The organism is Blastococcus sp. SYSU D00820 (assembly GCF_054050695.1).
Genome location: NZ_JBJGZW010000037.1, coordinates 1 through 24,978 on the forward strand (window position 1 = coordinate 1; position 24,978 = coordinate 24,978).

Here is a 24,978-nt window from a genome sequence, read left to right on the forward strand (position 1 = left end):
CGCGGCCCCCCCCGCACCCCAGCCGGCCGCCGGCGCCGCCCGGGGCGCGCCCCCCCCCCCCCCCCCCCCCCGGCGAGCTGGTCGACCGGCTCTCCGCCGTCAACGCCCGGGCGATCGACCTGGTCGAGGCGCTGCTGCTGCTCGGCCGGGCCGAGCAGGGGACGTTCCCCCGGGAGCCGGTCGACCTCTCGCTGCTGGCCGAGGAGGCCACCGAGGCGCTGCTCCCGCTGGCGGAGAAGCGCGGGGTCACCGTCGAGACCACCGGGGACGCCGCGCCCACCGTCGGCTCCCCCGCGCTGCTGCTGCAGATGGCGGCGAACCTCGTGTCGAACGCCGTCGTCCACAACCTGCCGGCCGGGGGCTGGGTCCGGATCACGACCGGCGTCGACGCCACCGGCGCCGTCCTGATCGTCGACAACAGCGGTGAGCGGCTGTCCCCGGAGCTGGTCGCGACGCTCGCCGAGCCGTTCCAGCGCGGCGCCGGCCGCACCCGCGGCGACCACGCGGGGGTCGGCCTGGGCCTGGCGATCGTCGGCAGCATCGCCGCCGCGCACGGTGGCACCCTGGCCCTCGCGGCACGCTCCGCCGGCGGGCTCCGGGTCACCGTGCGCCTGCCGGCAGCCGGGTGACCCCGGGAACCGCCGGGGCCGTCGCGGCCGTTGCTCCGCACGACGACCCACCACCGGAGGCCAGCACCACCATGCCCACCCTGCAGGCAGCCGCCCTCGACGTCCGTGCCGACGACGACGAGCTGTCGTGGCTGCTGTCCCTGGACCCCACGGTGGTCGCCGTCCTCGCCGGGGCAGGGGCGGTGCTGCTGCTGATCGCCGTGCTCGCCGGCTGGCTGCTGCTCCGGCGGGTGCGGCGCTCGCCGCTGGTGGCCCGGGCGCGCGAGCTGGGCGCGCAGGGTGCCACCGCCGTCGCCGCGCGCCGGCTGCCGGCCGGCTCCCGCCGCACCGCGGCGGAGCTGCAGCTCGAGCTCGCGCGCGCCCGGGGGCGGCTGCGCGAGCGGGTGGCCACCGCCTCGGCTGCCGGGGCGCACCTGGGCGAGATCCCGGCGCTGCTGCCGTCGCTGGAGGGCGAGGGCGTCCGGCTCGAGCGGCTGCTCCGCCAGCAGGCGGTGGCCCCGGCCGGCACCGACGGCGCACGCCTGGAGACCGAGGCCCGGGCGTTCCTCGACATGGTCGCCGAGGTCTGCGAGGCCGTGCAGGACGCCGAGCGCGCGGCCGCGGCGGCCGGCCGGGTCGACACCGAGGTCGCCGACGCGGTGGCCGCGCTGCGCGCCCACACGAGCGCCTACCGGGAGCTCACCACGCCGCCGGCGCCGCCGCGGCTGCCGGACCGCGGCACGCGCGGCTAGCGCCCGTCCCGCTTCGACAGCACGTTGGCCAGCCCGGTCGCCGCGGCACGGACGGCGGCCGCGTGGCCGTCGGGCCGGAACCGCCCCACCGGCCCGGTGACGCTGACCGCCGCCACCGCACGCCGGCCGTCGGCGTCCAGCACCGGAGCCGCGACGCACTGCAGCCCGAGCCGCGACTCCTCGTGCTCGAACGCGGTGCCGGTCTCGCGCACCCGCTCCAGCTGCCGGCGCAGCAGCCCCGGGGCGACGACGGTGTGCGGCGTGCGCCGCTCCAGCGGACCGGCGAGGACGGCGCGCTGCACCTCCGGCTCGCCGAAGGCGAGCAGCACCTTGCCGATGGCCGTGCAGTGCATCGGCATCCGCCCGCCCGGCCGCGACGGGGACGACGCCTGGCGGTGGCCGCCGATCTTGGCCACGTACACGACCTCCGGGCCCTCCGCGACGCCCAGGTGCACCGTCTCGTGGGTGCGCTCGTACAGGTCCTGCAGGAAGGGCATGGCCAGCTCGAGCAGGCTGCGCTCGACCGCGGCCCGCATGCCGAGCTCGAACAGCCCGCCGCTGAGCCGGTAGCCCCCCTCGTCGCGGTCCAGCAGCCGGAGCTCGACCAGGTCGGTGGCCATCCGGTGCACCGTGGGCTTGGCGATGCCGGTGCGGCGGGCCAGCTCGGCCAGGGAGAGCGTCCGCTCGTCGGGCCCGAAGGCCCGCAGGATGGCCACGGCCTTGCCCAGCACGCTGGTCAGGTCGGCCGCCACCGCCCGACCGTACCGGTGAGTGGAACACGGTCCTGGCCTCCCGGGCCGCTGGGCCGCAGGCTGCGGCCATGGACTCCCCCTCTCCCGTGGCGGCCCCGGCCCTCGACGCCGCCGCCGAGCGGCTGCTCACCGCCGCCCGCACCGGCGTGCCCTGCGCGCCGGTGCGCGAGCTCATCGGTTCCGGTGACCTGGCGGCGGCGTACGCCGTGCAGTCCCGCATCACCGCGGCCCGCCTCGCCGCCGGCGCGACCGTCGTCGGCCGCAAGATCGGCCTGACCTCGGAGGCGGTGCAGCGCCAGATCGGGGTGGACCAGCCCGACTTCGGCGTCCTCTTCGACGACATGGCCTACGCCGACGGCGCCGCCGTGCCCCACGGCGCGGTGCTGCAGCCCAAGGCCGAGGCCGAGGTCGCGTTCGTCCTCGGTGCCGACCTCGCCGAGGGCGAGCTGGACCTCGCCCGGGTGCGCGCGGCGATCGACCACGCCGTCGCCGCCATCGAGGTGTGCGGCAGCCGGGTGGCCGGCTGGGACATCACCTTCGCCGACACCGTCGCCGACAACGCCTCCTCCGGCGTCTACGTGCTGGGCTCCCAGCGGCGCACGCTGGCCGGGTTCGAGCCCGCCGAGGTCACGATGTCGATGACCGTCGACGGCACCGAGGTGTCGACCGGCACGGGCGCGGCCTGCCTCGGCGACCCGCTCAACGCGGTGCTGTGGCTGGCGCGCACGGCCCGGGAGTTCGGCGAGCCGCTGCGGGCCGGCCAGGTGGTGCTCTCCGGGGCCCTCGGTCCCATGGCCGCCATCCCCCCGGGCGCGCGGGTCACCGTCACCATCTCCGGGCTGGGCTCGGTCTCGGCCACCTTCCCCGGCGAGGAGCAGGCATGAGCCGGACCAAGGTCGCGATCATCGGCTCGGGCAACATCGGCACCGACCTGATGATCAAGGTGCTGCGCACCAGCCAGCACCTCGAGATGGGCGCCATGGTCGGCATCGACCCCGACTCCGACGGTCTCGCCCGCGCCCGGCGGTTCGGCGTCGCGACGACGTCCGACGGCGTCGAGGGCCTCATGGCGCTGGACGGCTTCGACGAGATCGAGATCGTCTTCGACGCGACGTCGGCCAAGGCCCACGAGCACAACGCCGGCACGCTGCAGCCCCTGGGCAAGCGGCTGGTCGACCTGACCCCGGCGGCCATCGGGCCCTACGTCGTCCCGGCGGTCAACCTCGAGGAGCACCTCGACGCGCCGAACCTCAACATGGTCACCTGCGGCGGCCAGGCCACGATCCCGATCGTGGCCGCGATCTCCCGCGTCGTGCCGGTGGCCTACGCCGAGATCGTCGCCTCGATCGCCTCGAAGTCGGCGGGACCCGGCACCCGGGCCAACATCGACGAGTTCACCGAGACGACGTCGCAGGCGATCGTCCAGGTCGGCGGCGCGGCCCGCGGCAAGGCGATCATCGTGCTGAACCCGGCCGAGCCGCCGCTGATCATGCGCGACACCGTCTTCGCGCTGGTCGAGGCGGCCGACCCCGCCACGCACGACGAGATCCGGCAGTCGGTCGAGAAGATGGTGGCCGACGTGTCGGCCTACGTGGGCGGCTACCGGCTCAAGCAGCGGGTGCAGATCAGCGAGATCCCCGCCGACCAGCCGGTCGAGACGCTGCTCGCCGGCGGCGCGCCCCGGCCGACCCACCAGGTGTCGGTGTTCCTCGAGGTCGAGGGCGCGGCCCACTACCTCCCGGCGTACGCCGGCAACCTCGACATCATGACCTCCGCGGCGCTGCAGGTCGGCGAGCGGATCGCCGCCGGGAAGGGCGACCACTGACGTGAGCACCCCGATCTTCGTCCAGGACGTCACGCTGCGGGACGGCATGCACGCCGTCCGGCACCGCATCACCCCGGCCGACGTCCGGCGCATCGTCAGCGCGCTCGACGAGGCCGGCGTCGACGCCATCGAGGTGGCCCACGGCGACGGCCTCGCCGGCGGGTCGATCAACTACGGCCCCGGCTCCAACACCGACTGGGAGTGGATCGAGGCCGCCGCCTCGGTGCTGCAGCGCGCCCGGCTCACCACGCTGCTGCTGCCCGGCGTCGGCACCATCCACGAGCTGGAGCGCGCCTACGACCTCGGCGTCCGCTCGGTGCGCGTGGCCACCCACTGCACCGAGGCCGACATCTCCGCGCAGCACATCGCCGCGGCGCGCGAGCTCGGCATGGACGTCTCGGGCTTCCTCATGCTGTCGCACATGGCCGAGCCGGAGCAGCTGGCCGGCCAGGCGCGGCTCATGGAGTCCTACGGCGCCCACTGCGTGTACGTCACCGACTCCGGCGGGCGGCTGACCATGGACGACGTCGCCGCCCGGGTCCGGGCCTACCGCGACGTGCTGCAGCCGGAGACGGAGATCGGCATCCACGCCCACGAGAACCTCTCGCTGTCGGTGGCCAACTCCGTGGTCGCGGTGCAGAACGGCGTGTACCGGGTGGACGCGTCGCTGGCCGGTCACGGCGCCGGGGCCGGCAACTGCCCGATCGAGGCGTTCGTCGCGGTGGCCGACCTGATGGGCTTCGAGCACCGCTGCGACCTGTTCGCGCTGCAGGACGCCGCCGACGACATCGTGCGGCCGCTGCAGGACCGCCCGGTGCGCGTCGACCGCGAGACCCTGACGCTGGGCTACGCCGGCGTGTACTCGTCGTTCCTGCGGCACGCCGAGGTCGCCTCGCAGCGGTACGACCTCGACGTGCGGGACCTGCTCATGGAGTGCGGACGGCGGCGCCTCGTGGGCGGCCAGGAGGACATGATCTACGACATCGCGCTCACGCTCGTCGCCGAGCGGGAGGCGGCGACCGCCTGAGGACCCCGGCGCCGGCGCGCTCCCGCGCCGGCGCCGGCGGGGTCAGCGCAGCGGGTCGAACGGCGCCAGCTCGGCCGGCGTCTCGCCCTTCAGCACGGCCTGGGCGACCAGCTGGCCGCTCACCGGGCCCAGCACGATGCCCCACATGCCGTGCCCGCCGGCGACGAAGACCCGCGGGGCGGCGGTCGGCCCGAGCAGCGGCAGCCCGTCGGGCGTGCACGGCCGCGAGCCGACCCACTCGTCGCGCCGGTCGTCGAGGGCCACGCCGGTGAGGTACGGGCGGACCGCCTCGACGATCGCGTCGACGCGCCGGGGGTCGAGCGGGTCGCCATGGCGGCGGAACTCCATCATCCCGGCCACCCGCAGCCGGCCGCCCAGCGGCGTGAGCGCCACGCGCTCGGCCGGGAAGTACAGCGGACCGCGCGGCATGCGCGCCACCGGCACGCTGAAGCTGTACCCCCGGCCGGCCTGCACCGGCCGGCGGACGCCGAACGGCGCCGCCAGCCGGCCGAGCTCGGCGCCACTGGCGACGACGACCGCGTCGTGGCGCTGCCGTTCCCCGGCGGCGGTCACGACCGTGACGCCGCGCGGCCCCGGCTGCAGGGCGGCCACCTCCGTGTTCGGCACGAGCTCGCCCCCGCGCGTCCGGACGGCGGATGCCAGGCCGGCGACGAACCCGGGCGGGTGCAGGTACCGCTGGCCGGGAATCTGCACCGCCGCGCCGATCCGGTCGGTGAGCACCGGCTCCGAGGCCCGCACCCGCCAGCCGGTGACCGGGGCGAACCCGATCCGCCGGCCGGCGTCCCGGATGGCCTCCAGCTCGGCGCACAGCCGCTCGGCGTCGCGCTCGCGCCGGAAGGCGGCCAGGAACGGCTCCGCCGGGTGGGTCGTCGCCGGGACACCGCCCGCGGCCAGCGCGTCGAAGGCGTCCAGCGACCGCTCGCTGAGCGGCAGGCAGGCGGCCAGGCCGCGGCGCCAGGCAGCCGCGGTGCTGTGCCGCACGAAGCCGGCGAGGAAGCGCAGCAGCGTCCGGTCGGCGCGCGGGGGCAGGTAGACCGGCGAGCGGGGGCTGAGCACCGCCCGCAGGCCGTAGCGCAGCACCGCCGGCTCCGGCAGCGGTGCGACCAGCGCGGGGGTGAGCCACCCGGCGTTCCCCCAGGAGGCGCCGGCCCCCGCCGACCCGCGGTCGTAGACGGTGACCGCGGCGCCGGCCTCCTGCAGGAACCAGGCCGTCGACAGGCCCACCATGCCGGCGCCGACCACCGCGACGTTCCGGGGCACCTGCTCCGAGGACATGTGCGCTCCCTCCCCCGATCCGGGCGTGCCGTCCGCTGCCCGACCCTCCCCGGGCGAGCCCCCGCCGCCCAGGGCCGGCGCCGGACAACCGGCACCGCCGCGCCTTGCCGTCCGTCGGCAACGGGCGCCGCGGGCGCCCCTGCGCCGGCCGGGATCGGGCTACCGTTCTCGGATCGGCCCGAGAACGGAGGTCCGGATGTCCCGTCGCACGGTCGCCCCCGACAGCCACCCGGTCAGCGGCGCCGAGGTCGCCGCCCTGGTCGAGCTCGCGGCGACGGTCACCGCCGATCCGGCCACCGATCCCGCCGGCTTCTCGGACCAGGCCGCGCGGGCGGCCCGGCGGGTTCCGGAGTCGCTGTGGGACGTCCTGCACTGCTTCGACCTGTACGGCAGCGCGAGCGGGATCCTCGTCCTCCGCGGCCTGCCGGTGCGCGACGTGCCCCCGACCCCGGACGACAACCGCGCCCACGTCGGGGAGACCACCGAGGCGGCCCGCATCCAGGCCGTCGTCAACAGCTGCCTCGGGCACATGCTCGGCTACGAGGCCGAGGCGGGCGGGCGGCTGTTCCAGGACATGGTCCCCTCCCCCGCGATGGCCGACACGCAGACCTCGCTGAGCTCCCGGGTGGTGCTCGAGGCGCACACCGAGCAGAGCTTCAGCGCGCTGGGGCCGGACGTCGTCTCGCTGATGTGCCTGCGCGGCGACCCGGCCGCGGCCACCTACGTCTTCCCCGCCACCGATCTGCTGCCGCACCTCACCCCGGCGCAGGAGGCGCTGCTGCGGCGGCCGCTGTGGACCTTCGAGGTCGACCAGAGCTTCCGGCTCGGCGGCACCGCGTTCGTGGACGGCGACGTCCGCGGGCCCTTCCCCGTCCTCGCCGGACCGGCCGAGGACCCGACCTTCCGGTTCGACCAGGACCTGCAGCGCGGCACCACCCCGGAGGCGCAGGAGCTCCTGCAGGAGGTCGTCGACCTGTACTGCGCGCACCGCCGGGAGCACGTCCTCGCCCCGGGCGACCTCCTGCTCCTGGACAACCACCGCGCCATCCACGGCCGGTCGTCGTTCTCGCCGCGCTACGACGGCACCCAGCGCTTCGTCATGCGCTCGTTCGTCGTGCGCGACCTGCTCCGGTCGCACCACGCGCGGCCGGTCGGCGGGCGGATCGTCCCGGCCCGGTACAGCTGAGCCCGGAGCGGCGTCAGACCGGCGCCGCTCCGGCACCGGCCGCCGCGGACACCGGCCAGGACCGGCCGGCACCGTGGCGCACCACCGTCACCGGGCACGGTGCCCGGTGCACGCACTGGTCGCTGACCGAGCCGAGCAGCCGGCGGGCGAAGCCGCCGTGCCCGCGCGCCCCCACGACGAGCAGGTCCGCCGCACGCGCCACCGCGAGCAGCGACTCGATCGGGGCACCGTGCACCGCGTGGGTGTGCACCTCCACCGAGGGGTCCAGCCGTGCCTGCGCCACGCAGGCGTCCAGCTGCTCCCGCACGGCCTGCGCGAAGTCGGCCAGCGGCGGCACGTACCCCGGCTCCCAGGTGCGTGGCCGGGGCGCTGTCGGGATCGACCAGCAGCGGACCACGTGCAGCGGCAGCCGGGCACGGCCGGCCAGCCCGGCGGCCCAGACCAGCGCCTCCTGCGCGCACGCGGACCCGTCGTGACCGACGACCACCCCGCCGTCGACGGCGGGGTGGTCGAGACCCTGTGCCATTCCCACTCCCCTCGGGTCAGGAGCGTGCCGACGGCGTCCACGGTGCCCGGTCCCCCGGCTACGGGGTAGGGACCGAGGACACCCCCCTCACAGCTGCGGGCGGATGCCGGCCTCGCCCCGGAGGTCGGCCGCCCGCACCGGTGCGTCGCCGTCGACGGCCGCCCGGCCCTGACCGTGCCGGCCGACCGGCAGCACGGTCCGCTGCCGGGCTCCCTCGAGCTCCAGGGCGAGTGCCGCGTAGAGCGCGACGGCGGCGAGAGCCAGTCCCACCCAGCCGGCGGCGACCTTCCATCCGGCCGACCCGGTGAGCTCGTAGACCCCCGTGACGAGGAACCGGGTGCCGGCCAGCGCCATGACCGCAGCGGGGACCAGCTTGCTGCCGGCCGCCGCGGCCGCCGGGACGACCATGGCCAGCCCCGCGGTCAGCAGGAAGACGCCGAGGCCGTCACTGACCGCGCCCGGGGGCGAGGTGAGCGTGGTGAACCCGACGACCGCCCAGGTGCCGGACAGGACGCCCATCCCCGTGGCGGCCGCCGGGTCGCGCGCCAGGAACCCGACGACCGAGGCGAGCAGCTGCAGCGGCACCGTGGCGGCCAGCGCGGTCAGCGCGGCGATCCGGCCCTCGGTCGCAGCGATCCAGCCCAGCTGGACGGCGCTGAACAGCACGGTGGCGACGGCCAGTGCCAGGAAGCCGAGCGGCAGCGGGGTGGCGATCGGACGCAGGACGACCCGGGACTGGAGCTCGGTCATCTCAGCTCACCAGCGCCTGGGTCGCGGACTCCTTGAGCTTGGCGTTGGCCCAGCGCATCTGCCGCAACGTGTCCGGGTGGCAGCGCTCGGCCAGTTCCAGCAACTCCCGCTTGCGGGCGCCCTGCGCGGCCTGGGCGAGCAGCTCCCAGTCCAGCGACACCCCGGCGGCCTCGCGGTGCACGTGCCGCAGGTCGGCGAGCAGCAGCAGGCCGGGCTCCGGACGGCGGCCGAGCAGGTCCGACGTCGCCTGCTGGATCCGCTCCAGGATGCCCGGCTCGCCCTCGGGCTCGGGGTCGAGCGCGACGCCGAAGTCGTGCCCGATGCGGGCGAGCTCGGTCACGTGCCGCTGCGACCAGCGGGCGATGTCGCGCGCGACGTAGAAGACCTCGTGGTCGGCCTTGTGCCGGTCGGAGACGGCCAGCAGCACGCGGGCGAGGTGGTTCTCGGAGCGGTGCAGCTCCTCGATCGCCAGCCCCAGCTTCATCGCGCGCTCACCTCCTCGGCCAGCGCATCCGGTCCGCCGGTCGTCGGCGGGACGGCCCCGGACACCGGTCGCGACCCGGTCGTGGTGGGCGCGGACGACGGGGCGGTGCCCTCGGCCAGCCGGCGGACCGCGGCCGCCGCGGTCTTGAAGATCGGCTGCTTGGAGCAGGCGTCCCAGTCGGTGAGGGTCAGCTCGTTGGCCGCCCGGCCGGACCCGTCGGGCGCGTGCCCGCCCGGTTCGTCCCAGTAGCCGTAGTGGAAGGGGAGAAACAGCACCCCGGGCCGGATGCCGCTGATCCGCACTCGTGCCTCGACCCGTCCCCGCGGCGTCCGGACCTCGAGCAGGTCGCCTTCGGTCCAGCCGCGGTCGGCGGCGTCGGCGGCCGACATCTCGACCCACACCTCGGGGGCGGCGGCCTGCAGCTGGGGCGCACGGGCGGTCTTCGTCCGGGTGTGGAAGTGGTACAGCGTGCGGCCGGTGATGAGCTGGAACGGGAAGTCGGCATCGGGCAGCTCGTGCGGGGGCAGGTACTCGGCAGCCTTGAGCACCGCCTTCCCCGCCGGGTTCAACGCCCGGTACTCGGTCTCGTCCAGCGGAGCGCCGGTCACCAGGTCGCGCCCGTAGCTCTCGCAGTAGTCCGGCTGCGCCCAGAACCTTCCGTCGACGTAGATGTGCTCGGTGCCGTCGGGGTGCTCGTCGGTGACCGGCCACTGGATGCCGCTGCCGCCGCGCAGCCTGTCGTAGGACAGGCCGGTGTAGTCGCACGGCCGGCCGCGCGAGCACTCCTTCCATCCCTCGAAGGCACCCTCGGGGTCGGTCCACTTCACCAGCGGGGCGCCGTCCTTGTCGCGCAGGTCCAGCCGGCGGGCGAAGTCGATCAGGATGTCCAGGTCGGGCCGGGCCTCGCCCGGCGGGTCGACCGCCTTCTCCGACAGGTGCACCGTGCGGTCGACGTTGGTGAAGGTGCCGGTCTTCTCCCCCCAGGTGGCCGCGGGCAGGACGACGTCGGCCAGCTGCGCGGTCTCGGACAGGAAGATGTCCTGCACGACGAGGAACAGCTGCTCCTGCGACAGCAGCGAGCGGACCCGGGCGAGCTCGGGCAGGGACACCGCGGGGTTGGTCGCGGTGACGTAGAAGAACCGGATCGACCCCTCCTCGATGTAGCGCAGCTGCTGCATGATGTGCGTCGGCGGCGAGTAGTGCGGGATGTCCATCGGATCGACGTTCCAGACCCGCGCCAGGTCCTGGATGTGGCTGTCGTTGGACCAGTTGCGGAAGGCCGGCAGGTCGCCGTCGGCGCCGGCCTCGCGGGTGTTCTGCGCGGTGGGCTGGCCGTTCATCTGCAGGATCCCGCAACCCGGCTTGCCGATCATGCCGCGGACGACGTTGAGGTTGTTGACCTGGACGGCGGCCGCAGTGGCCTGGTGCGACTGGTAGAAGCCCTGCAGCACGGTCGAGAGCAGCCGCTCGGCGGACCCGATGATCCGCGCGGCCTCCCGGATCTGCTCCGCCGGCACGTCGCACACCTCGGCGGCGACCTCGGGCGGGTAGTCGGCCACCCGCTTCGCCAGTTCCACGAAGCCGACGGTGTGCGCCTCGACGTAGCCGGAGTCGATCCAGCCGTTGCCGATGACCTCGTGCAGCAGCGCGTTCATCAGCATCACGTTGGTGCCCGGCCGCGGCGCCAGATGCACCGTCGCCGCCCGGGCCACCGGGGTCTCCCGCGGGTCGACGCAGATGATCTGCGGCGGGTTGGGCCCGGCCAGCCGGTCCAGCACCCGGGTCCACAGCACCGTCTGGGTCTCGGCCATGTTGTGCCCGTACAGGCAGATGACGTCGGCGGAGTCGACGTCGGTGTAGGACCCGGGCTGCCCGTCGGAGCCGAACGTCTCCTTCAGCGCCGCGGCGGCGGTGGCGGTGCACAGCCGGGTGTTGCCGTCGACGTGGTTGGTGCCGATGCCGCCGTGGGCGATCAGGCCCAGCGTGTAGTACTCCTCCAGGAACAGCTGCCCGGTGGTGTAGAACGCGATCGAACTGGGCCCCCGCTCGTCCAGCAGCTCCCGGCACCGCCCGGCGACCGCGGCCATCGCGGTGTCCCAGTCGGTCTCCACCAGCTCGCCGTCGCGGCGGATCAACGGCCTCGTGAGCCGGTCCGGGGAGGTGTTGGCCTGCCAGCCGAACAGGTCCTTGGGCCCCAGCCGGCCGTGGTTGACCCGGTCCACGGCCCGGCCGCGGACGCCCACGATCCGGCCGTCCTTCACCGCCATGTCGTAGGCGTCCCCGTTGGAGTGCAGGATCGACGCCGTCTGCACCCAGCGGTCGACGTCCTCCTCGGTGAGCCCGTCGGCGAGGTAGCGGTCGACCCGTACCGGCCAGGGCTCCCCCGGCCCGTACGGCGTCCGTGTCCCCCACGGTTCGGCGATCCGGTCGGTCCGCGGCATCCGCTCGCTCCTCCTGCGTGCCCGTCGACCCGCGGTCTCGGGGCCGCGATCCCCATACCCGCGGTCACGCGGTCAACCGCACCTCGACGGAGCGACCGCGGCCCCATCCCCGGAGAGCCGGCCACCGCGCTGCCCAGGCGCTCGGCCGCCCCCGCCCGTAGCGTGGCGGCGACGCGCTGCCACGCCGACGAGAGGACCCGATGGCCGAGGTCGAGGGGCACGCACCAACCGCTCCGGGCGGCCCGACGACGCGGGACGACGGCGGCGGGCTGACCGGCGCCGTGGTGGTCGTGGCACTGGTGTCGGCGATCTCGGGCCTGCTGTACGGCTACGACACCGGCATCATCTCCGGGGCGCTGCTGCAGATCAGCGACGAGTTCGGCATCGGCAGCGGCTGGGAGCAGGTCATCGCGGCCTCGATCCTGGCCGGCGCGGTGATCGGGGCCCTGGTGTGCAGCCGGCTCAGCGAGCGGCTGGGCCGCCGCACCACCCTGCTCGTCGTCGCCACGGTGTTCGTCGTCGGCTCGCTCGCGGCCTCGCTGGCGCCCGACCCCATCACCCTGTCGCTGGCCCGCGTGGTCCTCGGCTTCGCCGTCGGTGGCGCCACGCAGACCGCTCCGGTGTACGTCGCGGAGCTGGCGCCGAGCAGGTACCGGGGCCGGCTGGTGCTGTTCTTCCAGATCGCCATCGGCGTCGGCATCCTCGTCGCGACCATCGTCGGGGCGACCGAGGCCGTCGACTGGCGGCTGGCCATCGGCGCGGCCGTGGTCCCGAGCGCGCTGATGCTGCTGCTCATGCTCCGGCTGCCCGACAGCCCGCGCTGGCTGGTCAAGGCCGGCCACGACGACCGGGCACGGGAGGCGCTCGAGCGGGTCCGCCCCCAGGGCACCGACGTCTCCGGCGAGCTGCACGACATCGACGAGCTGGTGGACGCCGAGCGGCAGGCCAGCACCCGTGGCTGGTCCGGCCTGCGCAAGGCCTGGGTGCGGCCGGCGCTGGTCGTGGGCTGCGGCCTGGCCGTCTTCACCCAGCTGTCGGGCATCGAGATGATCGTCTACTACTCGCCGACGATCCTCACCGACAACGGCTTCTCCGACACCGCCGCCCTCCGGGTCTCGGTCGCGCTCGGCGCGACGTACCTGGTCACGCAGCTGATCGGCCTGGCGATCATCGACCGCGTCGGCCGGCGGCGGCTGACCCTGCTGACCCTGCCCGGAGCAGCCCTGGCGCTCGTCGTGCTCGGCACCTTCTTCGTCACCGGCAACGACGGCGAGGCCCAGGTGCCCTACATCATCGCCACGCTGATCGCCTTCATGGCCTTCACCGCGGGTGGCATCCAGCTCATGGGCTGGCTGACCGGCTCGGAGATCTACCCCCTCGCCACCCGCGAGGCCGGCGCCGCGGCGCAGTCGGCGTCGCTCTGGGGCACCAACCTGCTGATCACGCTGACCCTGCTCAGCATCATCGACACGATCGGCACGGGGCAGACCTTCTGGCTGTACGCGGCGTTCAACGTCGCGGCGTTCGTCTTCCTGTACCGGCGCATGCCCGAGCTCACCGGCCGCAGCCTCGAGCAGATCGAGAGCCGGCTGTCCGAGGGGCGCTTCCGGCCGGCCGACTTCGCCGGCTCCCGCTAGACGGGTCGGCCGGGCCCGCCGGACCCCCGGCAAGGGGACCGTGGCGCGCCGCGCCCGGCCCCCGCACACTCCCGGGGATGAGGATCACCGGCATCGAGACCTTCCTCGTGCCGCCCCGCTGGCTGTTCGTGAAGGTGTCCACCGACGAGGGGCCCAGCGGGTGGGGCGAGGCCACGCTGGAGGGGCGCAGCGCCACCGTCGAGGCGGCGGTGCACGAGCTCGCCGACCTGCTCCTCGGCGCCGATCCGCTGCGGATCGAGGACCACTGGCAGGTCCTGTCCAGGTCCGGCTTCTACCGCGGCGGGCCGGTGTTCTCCTCGGCGGTCGCGGGGCTGGACCAGGCGCTGTGGGACATCGCCGGCCGGACCTACGGCGTGCCGGTCCACCAGCTGCTCGGGGGGCCGGTGCGCGACCGCGTCCGCGTCTACAGCTGGATCGGCGGTGACGAGCCGGCGGAGATCGCCGACGCCGCCGCGGCCCAGCGGGCGGCCGGCTTCACCGCCGTCAAGCTCAACGCCTCCGGCCGCATGGGCCCGCTGGACACGACCGCCGCGATCGACCGGACGCTCGCGCTGGCCGCCGCGGCGCGCGAGGCGATGGGCCCCGACGGCGACTTCGCCCTGGACTTCCACGGCCGGTTCACCACGCCCATGTCCCGGCGCATCGTCGCCGAGCTCGAGCCGCTGCGGCCGATGTTCGTCGAGGAGCCGGTCCTGCCCGAGCACGGCCCCACCCGGCTGCGCGACGTCGTCTCGGCCACCACCGTCCCGGTGGCCACCGGCGAGCGGCTCTACGGCCGCGCGGACTTCCTGCCCGTGCTGCAGGCCGGCATCGCCGTCGCCCAGCCCGACGTCGCCCACGCCGGCGGGATCTCCGAGGTCCGGCGGATCGCCGCGCTGGCCGAGACCTTCGACGTCCTGCTGGCGCCGCACTGCCCGCTCGGCCCCATCGCCCTGGCGGCCTGCCTGCAGGTGGACCTCGCCACCCCCAACGTCCTCATCCAGGAACAGAGCCTGGGCATCCACTACAACACCACGTCGGACCTGCTCGACTACCTCGTCGACCCGTCGGTGTTCGCCTTCGGCGACGGCTGGTGCGCGCGCCCGACCGGTCCCGGGCTCGGCATCGAGGTCGACGAGGCCGCCGTCCGCCGGGCGGCCGAGCGCGGGCACCGGTGGCGCGGGCCGGTCTGGCGCCATCCGGACGGCTCGTTCGCCGAGTGGTGACCGCGGGCCACCCTCACCCGGCCGGGCCGGTCACCGCCCGCGTGGCCGCGGCCGCGGCGTCGAAGGAGGCCGGCACGGGCGCCAGCGGCGGCCGCACGGTGCCCATCGGCAGGCCGTGCCGGGCCTCGGCGATCCGCTTGAGCACGCCCATGGAGGTGTGCTCCTTGGTCATCGCCCGCACCTGCTGGAGGTGGGCCGACACCACCGCCGCCTCCGCCGAGCGCCCGGCGCGGACGTGCGCGTAGAGGGCGACGACCTGCTCCGGGACGATGTTGGCCAGCGCCGAGATGGAGCCGGTGGCGGTGCCCAGGCGGCCCGGGAGGTCGTCCTCGGTGCCGACGAGCACGCCCTTGCCCGCCGCGTGCACCGCCTCGGCGTAGCCGGCGTCGCCGCCGGAGTCCTTGACCCCCCACACCGGCAGGCCGGTGACCACCTCCGGCGGGACGGCGACGGCGTACTTGGGGATGTGGTAGACGACGACGGGGTGCCTGGTCGCGGCCAGGACCCGCCGGTAGAAGTCGGCCAGCCCCTCGGCCGGCACCGGCGCGAAGTAGTAGGGCGGCAGCACCATGACCGCCCGCACCGGCAGGTCGTCCAGGGCGGCCAGCAGGTCCAGCGTGTCGGGCAGGTTCCCCTCCGCCACCGTGGGGACGACCTGCAGCGACCCCACCTCCGGCAGCAGTGCCGCCAGGACGGCGCGCTTCTCCGCGGCCGTCACCGACGGCCCCTCGCCGTTGGTGCCGAACGGGACGATCCCGGTGACCCCGTGCCCGGCGAGCCACCGGACGTGCCCGAGATAGGCGTCGACGTCGATGCTGAGCCGGTCGTCGTCCCGGAAGGGCGTCACGTTGGCGACGTAGACGCCCTCCAGCACGGCGGCGGGATCGGCCGGAGGCGTCGTGGGTTGCACGGTCGGTTGCGCGGTCGGTTGCACGGTCATCTCCCGAGGTCGGCGGTGTCCTCCAGGAACGCGGTGAGCTCCCGGCGGCTGGGCAGGGCCTCGTAGTCGCCCAGGCCCTGCACGCAGAGGGCGCCCATGGCGTTCGCCGTCCGCAGTCGCTGGTCGGGCGGCTGGTTCCACAGGGTCGCGGCGAGGTAGCCGGCCGCGAACGCGTCGCCGGCGCCGATCGGGTCGACCGCCCGGGCTGAGAAGCCCGGCGCGTGCCACCGTTCCCCGGCCACCACCGCCGTGCAGCCGCGCGCGCCGAGCTTGAGCACCACCTCGTCCGGCCCGGCGCCGGCCAGCCGCTCCAGGCAGGCGTCCTCGTCCTGCCCCCACAGCGCGCGGGCCTCCTCGTCGCCGACGAGCAGGACGTCGACCAGCGGCAGCAGCGCCTCGGTGGCCGCCCGTGCGGCAGCCGGCTCCCACAGCCGGCTGCGGTAGTTCACGTCGTAGCTCACCCGGACGCCGGCTGCCCGCGCCGTCCGTGCCGCCCACGTCAGGAACTCGGCCGACTCCGGCGACAGCGCCCCCGTGATCCCGGTCAGGTGCAGGAACGCGGCGCCGTCGAGGACGGCGGGGTCGAAGGCACCGGGGGCCAGCGTGGCGGCGGCCGAGCCGCGGCGGTAGTAGTACACCCGCGGTGCCCCGGCGACCTCCTCGCGCAGGTACAGCCCGGTGGGCCGGTCGGGGACCCGGCGCACGGCGGCGGTGTCCACGCCCTCCGCGCGGATCCGGTGCAGCACCAGCTCGCCGGGCTCGTCGTCCCCCACGGCGCTGACCCAGCTCGACCGGATGCCGAGCCGGGACAACCCGATGGCGACGTTGCTCTCGGCGCCGCCGACCGACAGCGTCACCCCGGTCGCGTGCCGCAGCCGGCCGGGGGACGTCGGGACGACGAGCACCATCGACTCCCCCGCCGTCACCACGTGCGGATTGCCTCCCGGGCCCACGCTCACCCGCCGAACAGCGTGCTCAGCTGCTCGCGGAAGGTCAGCACGGTCAGAAAGCCGAACAGCAGGAAGGCCCAGACCAGCGCGGCGACGCGGACGGCGCCCGGGCGGATCTCCCGCGGCAGCACCCGCCGGTTCACGAGCAGCAGCAGCGCCGAGTAGATGAACATCATCAGCCCGCCGGTCACCGCGGAGATCACCAGCAGGACCAGCGGCTGGGACAGGCCGGAGAGCAGGACCACGATGCCGATCCCGACCAGGCCCCAGACCAGACCGAAGTAGATCTTGCTCTCGTTCGCGTCCTTCAGGTACGCGGTCTTGAGCACGTCGGCCCCGAGCCGGCTGGTGTAGTCGACGATCCCGATCGCCGCGGCGAGCAGGGAGAAGGCGCCGATGATCCAGAAGAAGGTGCCGAACCAGCCGCCGACGTCGGCCTTGAGCGCCTCGCCCTCGGCCTCGAGGAAGGAGATGTCGCTGGCCAGCCCCTCCTGGCCGAACACCGTCGAGTAGGCCAGCAGCGAGGTGAACAGGATGGTCAGGAAGCTGATCAGCACGAACGTGGTCAGCTGCTCGACGTTGGCGAAGCGCCACCAGCGGCGCCACCGGCCCAGGTTCTCCGCGGTGGGCTCGAAGACGAAGCCGGTCGACGGCGCCGCCTCGGGCTGCCCGGTCACCGGGCTGACGATGCGGGGCACGTAGCTGCCCATGCCGTAGCGCTTGTCACGGATCCAGTTGCTCTGGCACAGGTTCTGCCCGCCGCCGGCCCCGGCGAAGGCCAGCGCCCCCATCAGCAGGGCGAACCCGAGCTCCTCGGCCGGGAGGGCGGCGTCGGTGACGATCTGCGGCAGGTCCGACCAGGTCGAGGCCCCGATGGCGGCGAAGGACGCCACCACGACCAGCAGCAGCACCGCGGCGACCTTGACCATCTGGATCTTCTCCAGCGCCTGGTAGACCACCGGCGCCAGCGTCAGGACGACGCCGATCAGCAGCAGCATGCCGATCGCGATCGGCACCACGCTGCCACCGACCAGGTAGGTGACCAGCGTGGCCGAGCTGGTGGCCCAGCCCGGCCAGATGTTGGCGAAGTAGGCCAGGATCGCGAAGACCAGGCCCCAGTGCTTCCAGTACCGGCTGAAGCCGGTGAGCGCCGTCTCTCCGGTGGCGAGCGTGTAGCGCTCGATCTCCATGTTGAGGAAGTACTGGGTCGCCAGCCCGACGAAGGCGGCCCACACGAACACCAGGCCGACCTGGGAGGCGATGTAGGGATAGAGGATGAACTCGCCGCTGGCCATGCCCACGCCGGCGGCGATGATCCCGGGGCCGATGACCCGGCGGAAGCTCGACGGCGGCTCCGGCAGCTCCCGCACCGACGGCGCGGGGAGGTGCTTGGTCGGGAAGCCGTCGACCGGCGAGCCCGGCCGGTCTGCGGGGTGCGTGGTCGCCATGACGCCTCCGTGTGATGCAGATCACTGGACGGGTCGAGGACATCTCCCCACGTCACGGCCCGGAAGGCAACCCCGGAACGGCGGTCAGGCCGGCGGCGGGAGGACGACGTGCCGGTCGGAGAGGTCGGCACTGCGCCGCACGCCGAGCAGCTGCATCGAGCGCACGTACTCCTCGGCGAGGATCTCGTAGGCGCGCAGCACGCCGTCCCGGCCGCCGGCCATGAGGCCGTAGAGGTAGGCGCGGCCGATCATGACCGCGTCCGCGCCGAGCGCGCGGGCGGCCAGGACGTCCTGCCCGTGCAGCACCCCGCCGTCGATCAGCACGGTGGTGCCCGGGCCGACCGCGGCCCGGATGGCGGGCAGCACGTCCAGGGTCGCGGCCGACCGGTCGAGCTGGCGGCCGCCGTGGTTGGACACCACCAGCCCGTCCGCGCCGCGCGCCACGATCTCCCGGGCCGATGCCACCGTCGTCACGCCCTTGACCAGCAGGTGCCCGCGCCACCGCTCGCGCAGCCAGTCCAGCGAGGTGAGGTCCAGCCCGGGGTCGAAGACCATGCTGGCGACCTCGCCCGGCGTCGGGTTCCCCGCGACGCCGGTCAGCGAGGCGAACGACATCCCGCCGGTGGTCAGCTTGTTCAACCACCACCCCGGGAAGCGCGACATGTTCACGACCGTGCGGGCGGTCAGCGTCGGCGGGATCGTCAGGCCGTTGACGACGTCGCGCAGCCGCATCCCGGAGACCGTGGTGTCGACGGTGAGCAGGAGCGTCGAGTAGCCGGCCGCCGCGGCCCGGTCCAGCAGCTGGGCGTTGACCTCCCGGTCGGCGGTGAAGAACAGCTGGAACCACAGGTCGCCGGACGGCGCCGCGGCCCGCACGTCCTCGATCGACGTCGAGCCCACCGTCGACAGCGCGTACGGCACCCCGACGTGCGCCGCGACGGCGGCGACGGCGGCCTCGCCGTGGTGGTGCATCATCCGCGTGTAGCCGGTGGGGGCGAACACCAGGGGCATCGCGATGCGGCGGCCCAGCAGCTCCACCCCGGGATCGGGATCGGCGACCGAGCGCAGCGCGTCGGGCAGGAAGGTCACGCGCCGGTAGGCGGTGATGTTGCGGGCCGCCGTGATCTCCTCCTCGGCGGCGCCGTCGACGTAGTCGAAGACCGCCCGCGGCGTCGTGCGCCGGGCCGCCGCGCGCAGGTCGCGGATCGACAGCGCGTGCGCCAGCCGGCGGGCGGTCCGGCCGCGCAGCGGCCGCCGGAACTGGACGACGTCGCGGAGCTCCGACCACCTCGGCACCTGCCGGACGGTCCTGACCGGTGCCAGCGGTGGCCGGTCGGCCATGGGCGTCGCTCCCTCCCGGTGATGGGGCGCGACCGTAGTCGCGGGGCCGGTGGGCCGTCCACCATGGGGGTCCGGCCGCTCCCGGCACCGTCGGGGAGCCGCCGGCCCGGCAGGACGGAGGACGCCCATGTGGGCACGGACGCTCAGCGGTCCCTTCTGCTTCGAGCAGGTGGAGGTCGAGGCACCCACCGCGGGGAGCCTCCCGCCCGGGCACGTGCTGCTGGCCACCCGCGCCGGCGGCATCTGCGGCAGCGACCTGCCCTACTTCCGCGGCCTCGCGTGGCCGCACCCGGCCGCGGAGGCGGGCCGGAACGTCACCCGGGCACCGGGCTTCCCGATGCACGAGATCGTCGGCGAGGTCGTCGCCAGCCGGCACCCCGACCACTCCCCCGGCGACCTCGTCGTGGGCTGGGCGTCGCGGTTCGACGGGCTGGCCGAGCTCGTGGTCACCGACGGCGACGAGGTCGCGCGCTACGACCCGGGCCTGCCGGCGGTCACGGCGGTCATGCTGCAACCGCTGGCCTGCGTGCTGTACGCCGTCGAGCAGCTCGGCGACGTCTCGGGGCAGCCGGTCGCCGTCATCGGCCAGGGGCCGATCGGGCTGCTGTTCAGCCACGTCCTCCGGAGCCGCGGTGCGGCCCGGGTGACCGGCGTGGACCCCGTGGACCGCGCCGACGTCGCCGCGTCGTTCGGCGTCGACGAGGTGGTCACCGGCCGCGCCGAGTGGTGGGCGGCCGCGCTCTCCGACGCCGACCGGCCGTCGGTGGTGGTGGAGGCGGTCGGCCACCAGCTGTCGACGTTGCAGCCGGCGCTGGACGCCGTCGCGTTCGGGGGCCAGGTCTTCTACTTCGGCGTGCCCGACGACCCGGTCTACCCGTTCGACATGATGACCTTCCTGCGCAAGAACCTGACCCTGCGCTCGGGCGTCACCCTGCAGCGGCGCCGGATGCTGGCCGAGGCCGGTGCCTACCTGGCGGCCCATCCGGAGCTGCGCGAGAGCTACGTGACCGCCGTCCACCCCGTCGCCGACGTGCAGGCGGCCTTCCGCGACGCGCTCGTCCCCCGGCCCGGCCGGCTCAAGGTCACCATCGACATGACCTGAGGCGCACGGGCCCGCGCGCGCCTCCCTAGGCTCGGGAGACCACGACCCGACCGGATCGGAGCTCCATGCCCGTCGTCTCCCGCTTCTCGACGACCCCCGTCAAGGGCACCGCCCTCCACTCCCCCACCGCCCTGGCGCTCACCCGGCACGGGGTCGAGGACAACCGGCGGTTCCACCTCGTCGACGGGCGGGGCCGGCTGTTCAACGGCAAGCACCACGGGCCGCTGGTGCGGATCACCGCGGAGTACGACGCCGGGAGCGGCCGGCTGACCCTGCGCATCCCCGGCCGCGACCCGGTCCAGGCGCCGACGTCGCAGCTCGGGGACGCGGTCACCACCGACTTCTACGGCCGGCCGGTGCCCGGGCACCTGGTGACCGGGCCGTTCACCGCGGCCCTGAGCGAGTTCGTCGGCGAGCCGGTCTCCCTGGTCGCCGTCGACACCCCGGGGGACGCGGTCGACGTGCACCCGGTGACGCTGATCAGCTCGGCCACGCTCGAGCACCTGCGCGCCAGCACCCCCGGCGCCGAGGTGGTCGACCACCGGCGGTTCCGGATGCTCGTCGAGCTCGACGGGTGCGACGTGCACGAGGAGGACGCCTGGGCCGGCCGGCTGGTCCGGCTGGGTGGGGCGACGGTGCGGGTGGTGGGCCCGGTGCCGCGCTGCGTCGTCACCAACGAGAACCCGGACACCGGCGTCGTGGACTTCGGCACGCTCAAGGCGATCGTGCGCTACCGCGGCGAGCTGGCCCGCGAGCTGAGCACGCCGGTGGCCCATCTCCCCGACAACGGCGCGGCGATCCTCGGCATGTACGCCAAGGTCGAGGAGCCGGGCGAGGTGCGGGTCGGCGACGCCGTCGAGGTGCTCGAGGCGGCACCCGTCGGCTGACCCAGTCTTGACCTGTTCAAGGAAAGGCGGCAGGATCGGCGCCGTGCCCGACACCGCAGATCTCGCTCGCGAACTGCGCGAGGCGGGTCTCCGTGTGACGCGGCCGCGCCTGGCGGTCCTGCAGGCCGTCCACGAGCAGCCGCACCTCGACACCGAGACCCTGATCACCGCCGCCCGCGACCGCCTGGGGGCGGTCTCGCACCAGGCGGTGTACGACGTGCTGCGCGTCCTGACCGACCTGGGGCTGGTGCGGCGCATCCAGCCGCAGGGCTCGGTGGCCCGCTACGAGGCCCGGGTCGCGGACAACCACCACCACCTGGTCTGCCGCGACTGCGGCACGATCGTCGACGTCGACTGCGCGATCGGCGCCGCGCCCTGCCTCACCCCGTCCGACGACGCCGGCTTCGCCATCGACGAGGCCGAGGTCGTGTTCTGGGGTCGCTGCCCGTCCTGCACGGCCGGACAGCGCCCCGCCCCGTCCCCCCGCTCGACACCGAAGAGAGGTACGTCGTGAGCAAAGAGGCCGACAAGGTCCAGACGGCCAGCACCAGCGAGAGCGAGAACCCGGCGATCCCCTCGCCGACCCAGCACACCGAGGGCCGCCCGCGCAGCAACCGGGACTGGTGGCCCAACCAGGTCGACCTGCAGGTGCTCAACAAGCCCTCGAAGGACTCCGACCCGCTCGGCGACTTCGACTACAAGGCCGCCGTGGCGACCCTCGACGTCGAGGCGGTCAAGCGCGACATCGTCCAGGTCATGCGCACCTCGCAGGACTGGTGGCCGGCCGACTGGGGGCACTACGGCCCGCTGTTCATCCGCATGTCGTGGCACGCGGCCGGCACCTACCGCATCGCCGACGGCCGCGGAGGCGGTGGCCAGGGCGGCCAGCGGTTCGCGCCGCTCAACAGCTGGCCGGACAACGCCAACCTCGACAAGGCCCGCCGCCTGCTGCTGCCGGTCAAGCAGAAGTACGGCCGCAAGCTCTCCTGGGCCGACCTGCTCGTGCTCGCCGGCAACGTCGCGCACGACGACATGGGCCTGAAGACCTTCGGCTTCGCCTTCGGGCGCGAGGACACCTGGCAGCCCGAGGAGGTCTTCTGGGGCCCCGAGGACACCTGGCTCGGCGACGAGCGGTACGCCGACAAGGAGCAGCTGGACCTCGACGAGGGCCACCTCGCCGCGGTCACCATGGGTCTGATCTACGTCAACCCCGAGGGCCCCAAGGGCAGCGGCGACCCGGTCGCCTCGGCGCACGACATCCGGGTGACCTTCAGCCGGATGGGCATGACCGACGAGGAGACCGTCGCCCTCATCGCCGGCGGCCACACCTTCGGCAAGACGCACGGCGCCGGCAACCCCGAGCTGGTCGGCCCGGAGCCCGAGGGCTGCCCGGTCCACGGCAACGGCCTCGGCTGGATCAGCCAGTACGGCACCGGCAAGGGCCCCGACACCATCACCAGCGGCCTCGAGGGTGCCTGGACCCCGACGCCCACGACGTGGGACAACAGCTACTTCGAGACCCTGCTGAAGTACGAGTGGGAGCTCGTCCGGAGCCCCGCCGGCGCCAAGCAGTGGCAGCCGAAGAACCCCGAGGCGCAGGAGCTCGTCCCCGACGCGCACATCGAGGGGAAGAAGAACCCGCCGATGATGTCGACCGCCGACATGGCGCTCGCCGTCGACCCCGGGTTCCGCGAGATCTCGGAGCGCTTCTACAACGACCCCGAGTACTTCGCCGACCAGTACGCGCGGGCCTGGTTCAAGCTGCTGCACCGCGACATGGGTCCCAAGAGCCGCTACGTCGGCCCCGACGTGCCGGACGAGGACCTCATCTGGCAGGACCCGGTCCCCGCCGTCGACCACGAGCTCGTGGGCGAGGCGGAGATCGCCGACCTGAAGCAGCGGCTGCTCGCCTCCGGCCTGACCGTCTCGCAGCTGGTGCACACCGCCTGGTCCGCGGCCGCGTCCTACCGCGGCACGGACAAGCGCGGTGGCGCCAACGGCGCCCGGATCCGCCTCGAGCCGCAGATCAACTGGGCGGCGAACGAGGGCGTCCGGGACGTGCTGCCGGTGCTGGAGCGCGTCAAGGGTGAGTTCGAGCAGCAGACCGGCAAGAAGGTCTCGCTGGCCGACCTCATCGTGCTCGGCGGCAGCGCCGCGGTGGAGAAGGCCGCGGCCGACGCGGGCGTGCAGGTCACCGTCCCCTTCCACCCGGGCCGGACCGACGCCTCGCAGGAGCAGACCGACGTCGACAACTTCCGCTGGCTCGAGCCGAAGGCCGACGGCTTCCGCAACTGGATCGCCCCCGGCAGCAAGCTGCAGCCGGAGACGCTCCTGGTCGACCGGGCCTACATGCTCGAGCTGACCGCCAAGGAGATGACGCTGCTCGTCGGCGGCCTCCGGGTGCTCGGTGCCAACACCGGCGGCACCACGCACGGCGTCTTCACCGACCGTCCGGGGGTCCTGTCCCAGGACTTCTTCCGCAACCTGCTCGACCTGGGCATCCAGTGGCGGACGGCGATCGACGCCGAGGGCGTGTACGAGGGCCTCGACGCCGAGGGCAACGTCGTGCGCACCGCCACCGCGGCCGACCTGGTCTTCAACTCGAACTCCATCCTCCGCGGCATCGTCGAGGTCTACTCGGCCGACGACGCGAAGGAGAAGTTCGTGCAGGACTTCGTCGCCGCATGGGTGAAGGTCATGGAGCTCGACCGCTTCGACCTGCGGTAAGCACTCCCCCGTCGCAGACGCCCCGGTCCGCCTCCCGCGGACCGGGGCGTCCGTGCGTCCGGCGGGCGCCGCTCACCGGTCGTCCTCGCCGGCCAGCACCTGCTCCGCGGTCCAGGCCGGGTCCTCCACCGCCAGCAGGTGGCCGACGCCGGGCCGCACCGCGAACTCCCAGTCGGGCCGGGTGGCGGCCAGCCTCCGGGCGGCGGCCACCGGCGACAGGGGGTCGTCGGCGCCGTGCAGCCACCGGGTCGGCGCCGGCACGCTCGCGAGGGTCCGCTGCCACGCCCGCGGCCGCGCGAGCAGCGCCATGGTGGCGAGGAGCGCCGCCCACTGCTGCGCCCGGCCGGCCGCGGCGTCGGGGCGGGCCGCCCGCTCGCGGGTCTCGGCGACGACGGCCGCCAGCGCGTCGGCGGGGATCCGCGCCCGGTGCGGCGTCGCCTGGCGCAGCTGCTGGTCGACCGCCCGCTCGGGGGTCAGGCCGGCCAGCCGACGGTCGACCGCCGCGGCGACGCCCGGCAGCCGGAGGAACGCCAGCCGCGCGGCGAGGGCGAGGTCCAGCCGGCCGGCGGCTCCGGGCACGGGTGGGGCCAGGAGCACCAGCCGGCGCACCGTCTCCGGTGCCTGCGCGGCCTGCAGGACGGTCAGGACGCCGCCCATCGAGTGCCCCAGCAGCACCACCGGCGCACCGACGACCTCCCGGACGAAGCGGTCGAGCAACCGGCGGTCGGCGGCGGCCGCGCCGGCAGCGGGCACGCTCGGGACGCCGCTGCCGCCGTGGCCGAACAGGTCCACGGCGAGGACCCGGTGGGTGCGGGTGAGCAGCGGGGCGAGCAGTCCCCAGTTGAGGGCCGAGCCACCCAGCCCGTGCACGCAGAGCACGACCGGGGCACCGGCGGCACCGCCCAGGTCCAGGTACCGCACGCACCCGTCCAGGTCGACGGTGGCGGACGTGGCGCCCGGCGGCCAGGCGACCGGGACGGCGGGAGTGGCGACGACGGGGCGGACGGGCACGGCAGGCTCCTCGTGGATCGGGTGCCCGGCACGCTCCTGCCTGCCCGGGTGGCCGCGCACCA

23 protein-coding genes are annotated in these 24,978 nt (G+C 74.7%); 12 read left to right on the forward strand and 11 right to left on the reverse strand.

The window, feature by feature from the left end; translation table 11 throughout:
- Both ACI79R_RS23130 and ACI79R_RS23135 read left to right on the forward strand, forming a co-directional pair.
- On the forward strand, positions 1-629 hold a 629-nt coding region (locus ACI79R_RS23130; RefSeq protein ID WP_456576036.1), incomplete at its 5' end, for a sensor histidine kinase.
- 71 nt (positions 630-700) lie between these two features.
- Positions 701-1,360: a hypothetical protein gene (locus ACI79R_RS23135; RefSeq protein ID WP_456576037.1), complete on the forward strand. Its 660-nt coding sequence runs from the start codon at positions 701-703 to the stop codon at positions 1,358-1,360.
- Here the strand turns inward: ACI79R_RS23135 and ACI79R_RS23140 are convergent.
- Positions 1,357-2,112 (reverse strand): IclR family transcriptional regulator, encoded by a 756-nt coding sequence (locus ACI79R_RS23140; protein ID WP_456576038.1) that lies wholly within the window; start codon positions 2,110-2,112, stop codon positions 1,357-1,359. The two genes, ACI79R_RS23135 and ACI79R_RS23140, sit on opposite strands and share 4 nt — an antisense overlap.
- 68 nt (positions 2,113-2,180) lie before the next feature.
- On the opposite strand from ACI79R_RS23140, the gene ACI79R_RS23145 reads away from it, so the two are divergent.
- From ACI79R_RS23145 to dmpG, 3 genes are read left to right on the forward strand one after another with little or no spacing between them, the layout of a single operon-like run.
- Complete coding sequence (locus tag ACI79R_RS23145) at positions 2,181-2,996, forward strand: 2-keto-4-pentenoate hydratase (protein WP_456576039.1); 816 nt, start codon at positions 2,181-2,183, stop codon at positions 2,994-2,996.
- Positions 2,993-3,937 (forward strand): acetaldehyde dehydrogenase (acetylating), encoded by a 945-nt coding sequence (locus ACI79R_RS23150; protein ID WP_456576040.1) that lies wholly within the window; start codon positions 2,993-2,995, stop codon positions 3,935-3,937. Before ACI79R_RS23145 ends, ACI79R_RS23150 begins: the two co-directional genes overlap by 4 nt.
- A gap of 1 nt (position 3,938) precedes the next feature.
- Positions 3,939-4,964 carry a 4-hydroxy-2-oxovalerate aldolase gene (gene dmpG / locus ACI79R_RS23155; RefSeq protein WP_456576041.1) on the forward strand — a complete coding sequence of 342 codons (1,026 nt, stop codon included), beginning with the start codon at positions 3,939-3,941 and terminating at the stop codon, positions 4,962-4,964.
- A 42-nt stretch (positions 4,965-5,006) separates the two neighbouring features.
- On the opposite strand, the gene ACI79R_RS23160 is transcribed toward dmpG, so the two are convergent.
- On the reverse strand, positions 5,007-6,260 hold the full coding sequence (locus tag ACI79R_RS23160) for an NAD(P)/FAD-dependent oxidoreductase (RefSeq protein WP_456576042.1): 1,254 nt from the start codon (positions 6,258-6,260) through the stop codon (positions 5,007-5,009).
- 196 nt (positions 6,261-6,456) lie between these two features.
- Here ACI79R_RS23160 and ACI79R_RS23165 point away from each other — a divergent pair, with 196 nt between their 5' ends.
- Positions 6,457-7,446: a TauD/TfdA family dioxygenase gene (locus ACI79R_RS23165; RefSeq protein WP_456576043.1), complete on the forward strand. Its 990-nt coding sequence runs from the start codon at positions 6,457-6,459 to the stop codon at positions 7,444-7,446.
- Between the two features lie 13 nt (positions 7,447-7,459).
- On the opposite strand, the gene ACI79R_RS23170 is transcribed toward ACI79R_RS23165, so the two are convergent.
- From ACI79R_RS23170 to ACI79R_RS23185, 4 genes are all read right to left on the reverse strand, one after another.
- A complete protein-coding gene (locus ACI79R_RS23170; protein ID WP_456576044.1) occupies positions 7,460-7,972 on the reverse strand; it encodes a universal stress protein in 513 nt (170 codons plus the stop codon).
- 87 nt (positions 7,973-8,059) lie between these two features.
- Entirely contained in the window at positions 8,060-8,722 is a 663-nt protein-coding gene (locus tag ACI79R_RS23175) for a GPR1/FUN34/YaaH family transporter (RefSeq protein ID WP_456576045.1), read from the reverse strand.
- A gap of 1 nt (position 8,723) precedes the next feature.
- Entirely contained in the window at positions 8,724-9,206 is a 483-nt protein-coding gene (locus ACI79R_RS23180) for a hypothetical protein (protein WP_456576046.1), read from the reverse strand.
- Positions 9,203-11,647, reverse strand: a complete 2,445-nt coding sequence (locus tag ACI79R_RS23185) for a molybdopterin oxidoreductase family protein (RefSeq protein WP_456576047.1) — start codon at positions 11,645-11,647, stop codon at positions 9,203-9,205. Before ACI79R_RS23185 ends, ACI79R_RS23180 begins: the two co-directional genes overlap by 4 nt.
- Positions 11,648-11,847: 200 nt before the next feature.
- On the opposite strand from ACI79R_RS23185, the gene ACI79R_RS23190 reads away from it, so the two are divergent.
- Both ACI79R_RS23190 and dgoD read left to right on the forward strand, forming a co-directional pair.
- Positions 11,848-13,284, forward strand: a complete 1,437-nt coding sequence (locus ACI79R_RS23190) for a sugar porter family MFS transporter (RefSeq protein ID WP_456576048.1) — start codon at positions 11,848-11,850, stop codon at positions 13,282-13,284.
- Positions 13,285-13,361: 77 nt separating this feature from the next.
- Entirely contained in the window at positions 13,362-14,510 is a 1,149-nt protein-coding gene (gene dgoD / locus ACI79R_RS23195; RefSeq protein ID WP_456576049.1) for a galactonate dehydratase, read from the forward strand.
- Between the two features lie 13 nt (positions 14,511-14,523).
- On the opposite strand, the gene ACI79R_RS23200 is transcribed toward dgoD, so the two are convergent.
- From ACI79R_RS23200 to ACI79R_RS23215, 4 genes are all read right to left on the reverse strand, one after another.
- Positions 14,524-15,450, reverse strand: a complete 927-nt coding sequence (locus ACI79R_RS23200; RefSeq protein ID WP_456576050.1) for a dihydrodipicolinate synthase family protein — start codon at positions 15,448-15,450, stop codon at positions 14,524-14,526.
- Positions 15,447-16,409, reverse strand: a complete 963-nt coding sequence (locus tag ACI79R_RS23205) for a sugar kinase (RefSeq protein WP_456576051.1) — start codon at positions 16,407-16,409, stop codon at positions 15,447-15,449. Before ACI79R_RS23205 ends, ACI79R_RS23200 begins: the two co-directional genes overlap by 4 nt.
- Positions 16,406-17,848: an Nramp family divalent metal transporter gene (locus ACI79R_RS23210; RefSeq protein WP_456576052.1), complete on the reverse strand. Its 1,443-nt coding sequence runs from the start codon at positions 17,846-17,848 to the stop codon at positions 16,406-16,408. The genes ACI79R_RS23205 and ACI79R_RS23210 overlap by 4 nt, the downstream gene beginning before the upstream one ends.
- Positions 17,849-17,932: 84 nt before the next feature.
- Positions 17,933-19,144 carry an alpha-hydroxy acid oxidase gene (locus ACI79R_RS23215; protein ID WP_456576053.1) on the reverse strand — a complete coding sequence of 404 codons (1,212 nt, stop codon included), beginning with the start codon at positions 19,142-19,144 and terminating at the stop codon, positions 17,933-17,935.
- A gap of 172 nt (positions 19,145-19,316) precedes the next feature.
- On the opposite strand from ACI79R_RS23215, the gene ACI79R_RS23220 reads away from it, so the two are divergent.
- The 4 genes from ACI79R_RS23220 to katG all read left to right on the forward strand — a co-directional run bounded on the left by ACI79R_RS23220 (position 19,317) and on the right by katG (position 23,905).
- A complete protein-coding gene (locus ACI79R_RS23220) occupies positions 19,317-20,291 on the forward strand; it encodes a zinc-binding dehydrogenase (protein ID WP_456576054.1) in 975 nt (324 codons plus the stop codon).
- A 65-nt stretch (positions 20,292-20,356) separates the two neighbouring features.
- Positions 20,357-21,178, forward strand: coding sequence for an MOSC domain-containing protein (locus ACI79R_RS23225; RefSeq protein ID WP_456576055.1), 822 nt, complete (start codon positions 20,357-20,359; stop codon positions 21,176-21,178).
- Positions 21,179-21,221: 43 nt separating this feature from the next.
- Positions 21,222-21,692, forward strand: a complete 471-nt coding sequence (locus ACI79R_RS23230; protein ID WP_456576056.1) for a Fur family transcriptional regulator — start codon at positions 21,222-21,224, stop codon at positions 21,690-21,692.
- A complete protein-coding gene (gene katG / locus ACI79R_RS23235) occupies positions 21,689-23,905 on the forward strand; it encodes a catalase/peroxidase HPI (RefSeq protein WP_456576057.1) in 2,217 nt (738 codons plus the stop codon). The genes ACI79R_RS23230 and katG overlap by 4 nt, the downstream gene beginning before the upstream one ends.
- 72 nt (positions 23,906-23,977) lie before the next feature.
- On the opposite strand, the gene ACI79R_RS23240 is transcribed toward katG, so the two are convergent.
- Complete coding sequence (locus tag ACI79R_RS23240; protein ID WP_456576058.1) at positions 23,978-24,916, reverse strand: alpha/beta fold hydrolase; 939 nt, start codon at positions 24,914-24,916, stop codon at positions 23,978-23,980.
- Between the last annotated feature and the right edge of the window lie 62 nt (positions 24,917-24,978).

Coding starts and splice junctions, on each gene's coding strand:
- ACI79R_RS23135 (WP_456576037.1), top strand. CDS start 701: ATGCCCACCCTGCAGGCAGCCGCCCTCGACGTCCGTGCCGACGACGAC.
- ACI79R_RS23145 (WP_456576039.1), top strand. CDS start 2,181: ATGGACTCCCCCTCTCCCGTGGCGGCCCCGGCCCTCGACGCCGCCGCC.
- ACI79R_RS23150 (WP_456576040.1), top strand. CDS start 2,993: ATGAGCCGGACCAAGGTCGCGATCATCGGCTCGGGCAACATCGGCACC.
- ACI79R_RS23160 (WP_456576042.1), bottom strand. CDS start 6,260: ATGTCCTCGGAGCAGGTGCCCCGGAACGTCGCGGTGGTCGGCGCCGGC.
- ACI79R_RS23165 (WP_456576043.1), top strand. CDS start 6,457: ATGTCCCGTCGCACGGTCGCCCCCGACAGCCACCCGGTCAGCGGCGCC.
- ACI79R_RS23170 (WP_456576044.1), bottom strand. CDS start 7,972: ATGGCACAGGGTCTCGACCACCCCGCCGTCGACGGCGGGGTGGTCGTC.
- ACI79R_RS23175 (WP_456576045.1), bottom strand. CDS start 8,722: ATGACCGAGCTCCAGTCCCGGGTCGTCCTGCGTCCGATCGCCACCCCG.
- ACI79R_RS23180 (WP_456576046.1), bottom strand. CDS start 9,206: ATGAAGCTGGGGCTGGCGATCGAGGAGCTGCACCGCTCCGAGAACCAC.
- ACI79R_RS23185 (WP_456576047.1), bottom strand. CDS start 11,647: ATGCCGCGGACCGACCGGATCGCCGAACCGTGGGGGACACGGACGCCG.
- ACI79R_RS23190 (WP_456576048.1), top strand. CDS start 11,848: ATGGCCGAGGTCGAGGGGCACGCACCAACCGCTCCGGGCGGCCCGACG.
- dgoD (WP_456576049.1), top strand. CDS start 13,362: ATGAGGATCACCGGCATCGAGACCTTCCTCGTGCCGCCCCGCTGGCTG.
- ACI79R_RS23200 (WP_456576050.1), bottom strand. CDS start 15,450: ATGACCGTGCAACCGACCGCGCAACCGACCGTGCAACCCACGACGCCT.
- ACI79R_RS23210 (WP_456576052.1), bottom strand. CDS start 17,848: ATGGCGACCACGCACCCCGCAGACCGGCCGGGCTCGCCGGTCGACGGC.
- ACI79R_RS23220 (WP_456576054.1), top strand. CDS start 19,317: ATGTGGGCACGGACGCTCAGCGGTCCCTTCTGCTTCGAGCAGGTGGAG.
- ACI79R_RS23225 (WP_456576055.1), top strand. CDS start 20,357: ATGCCCGTCGTCTCCCGCTTCTCGACGACCCCCGTCAAGGGCACCGCC.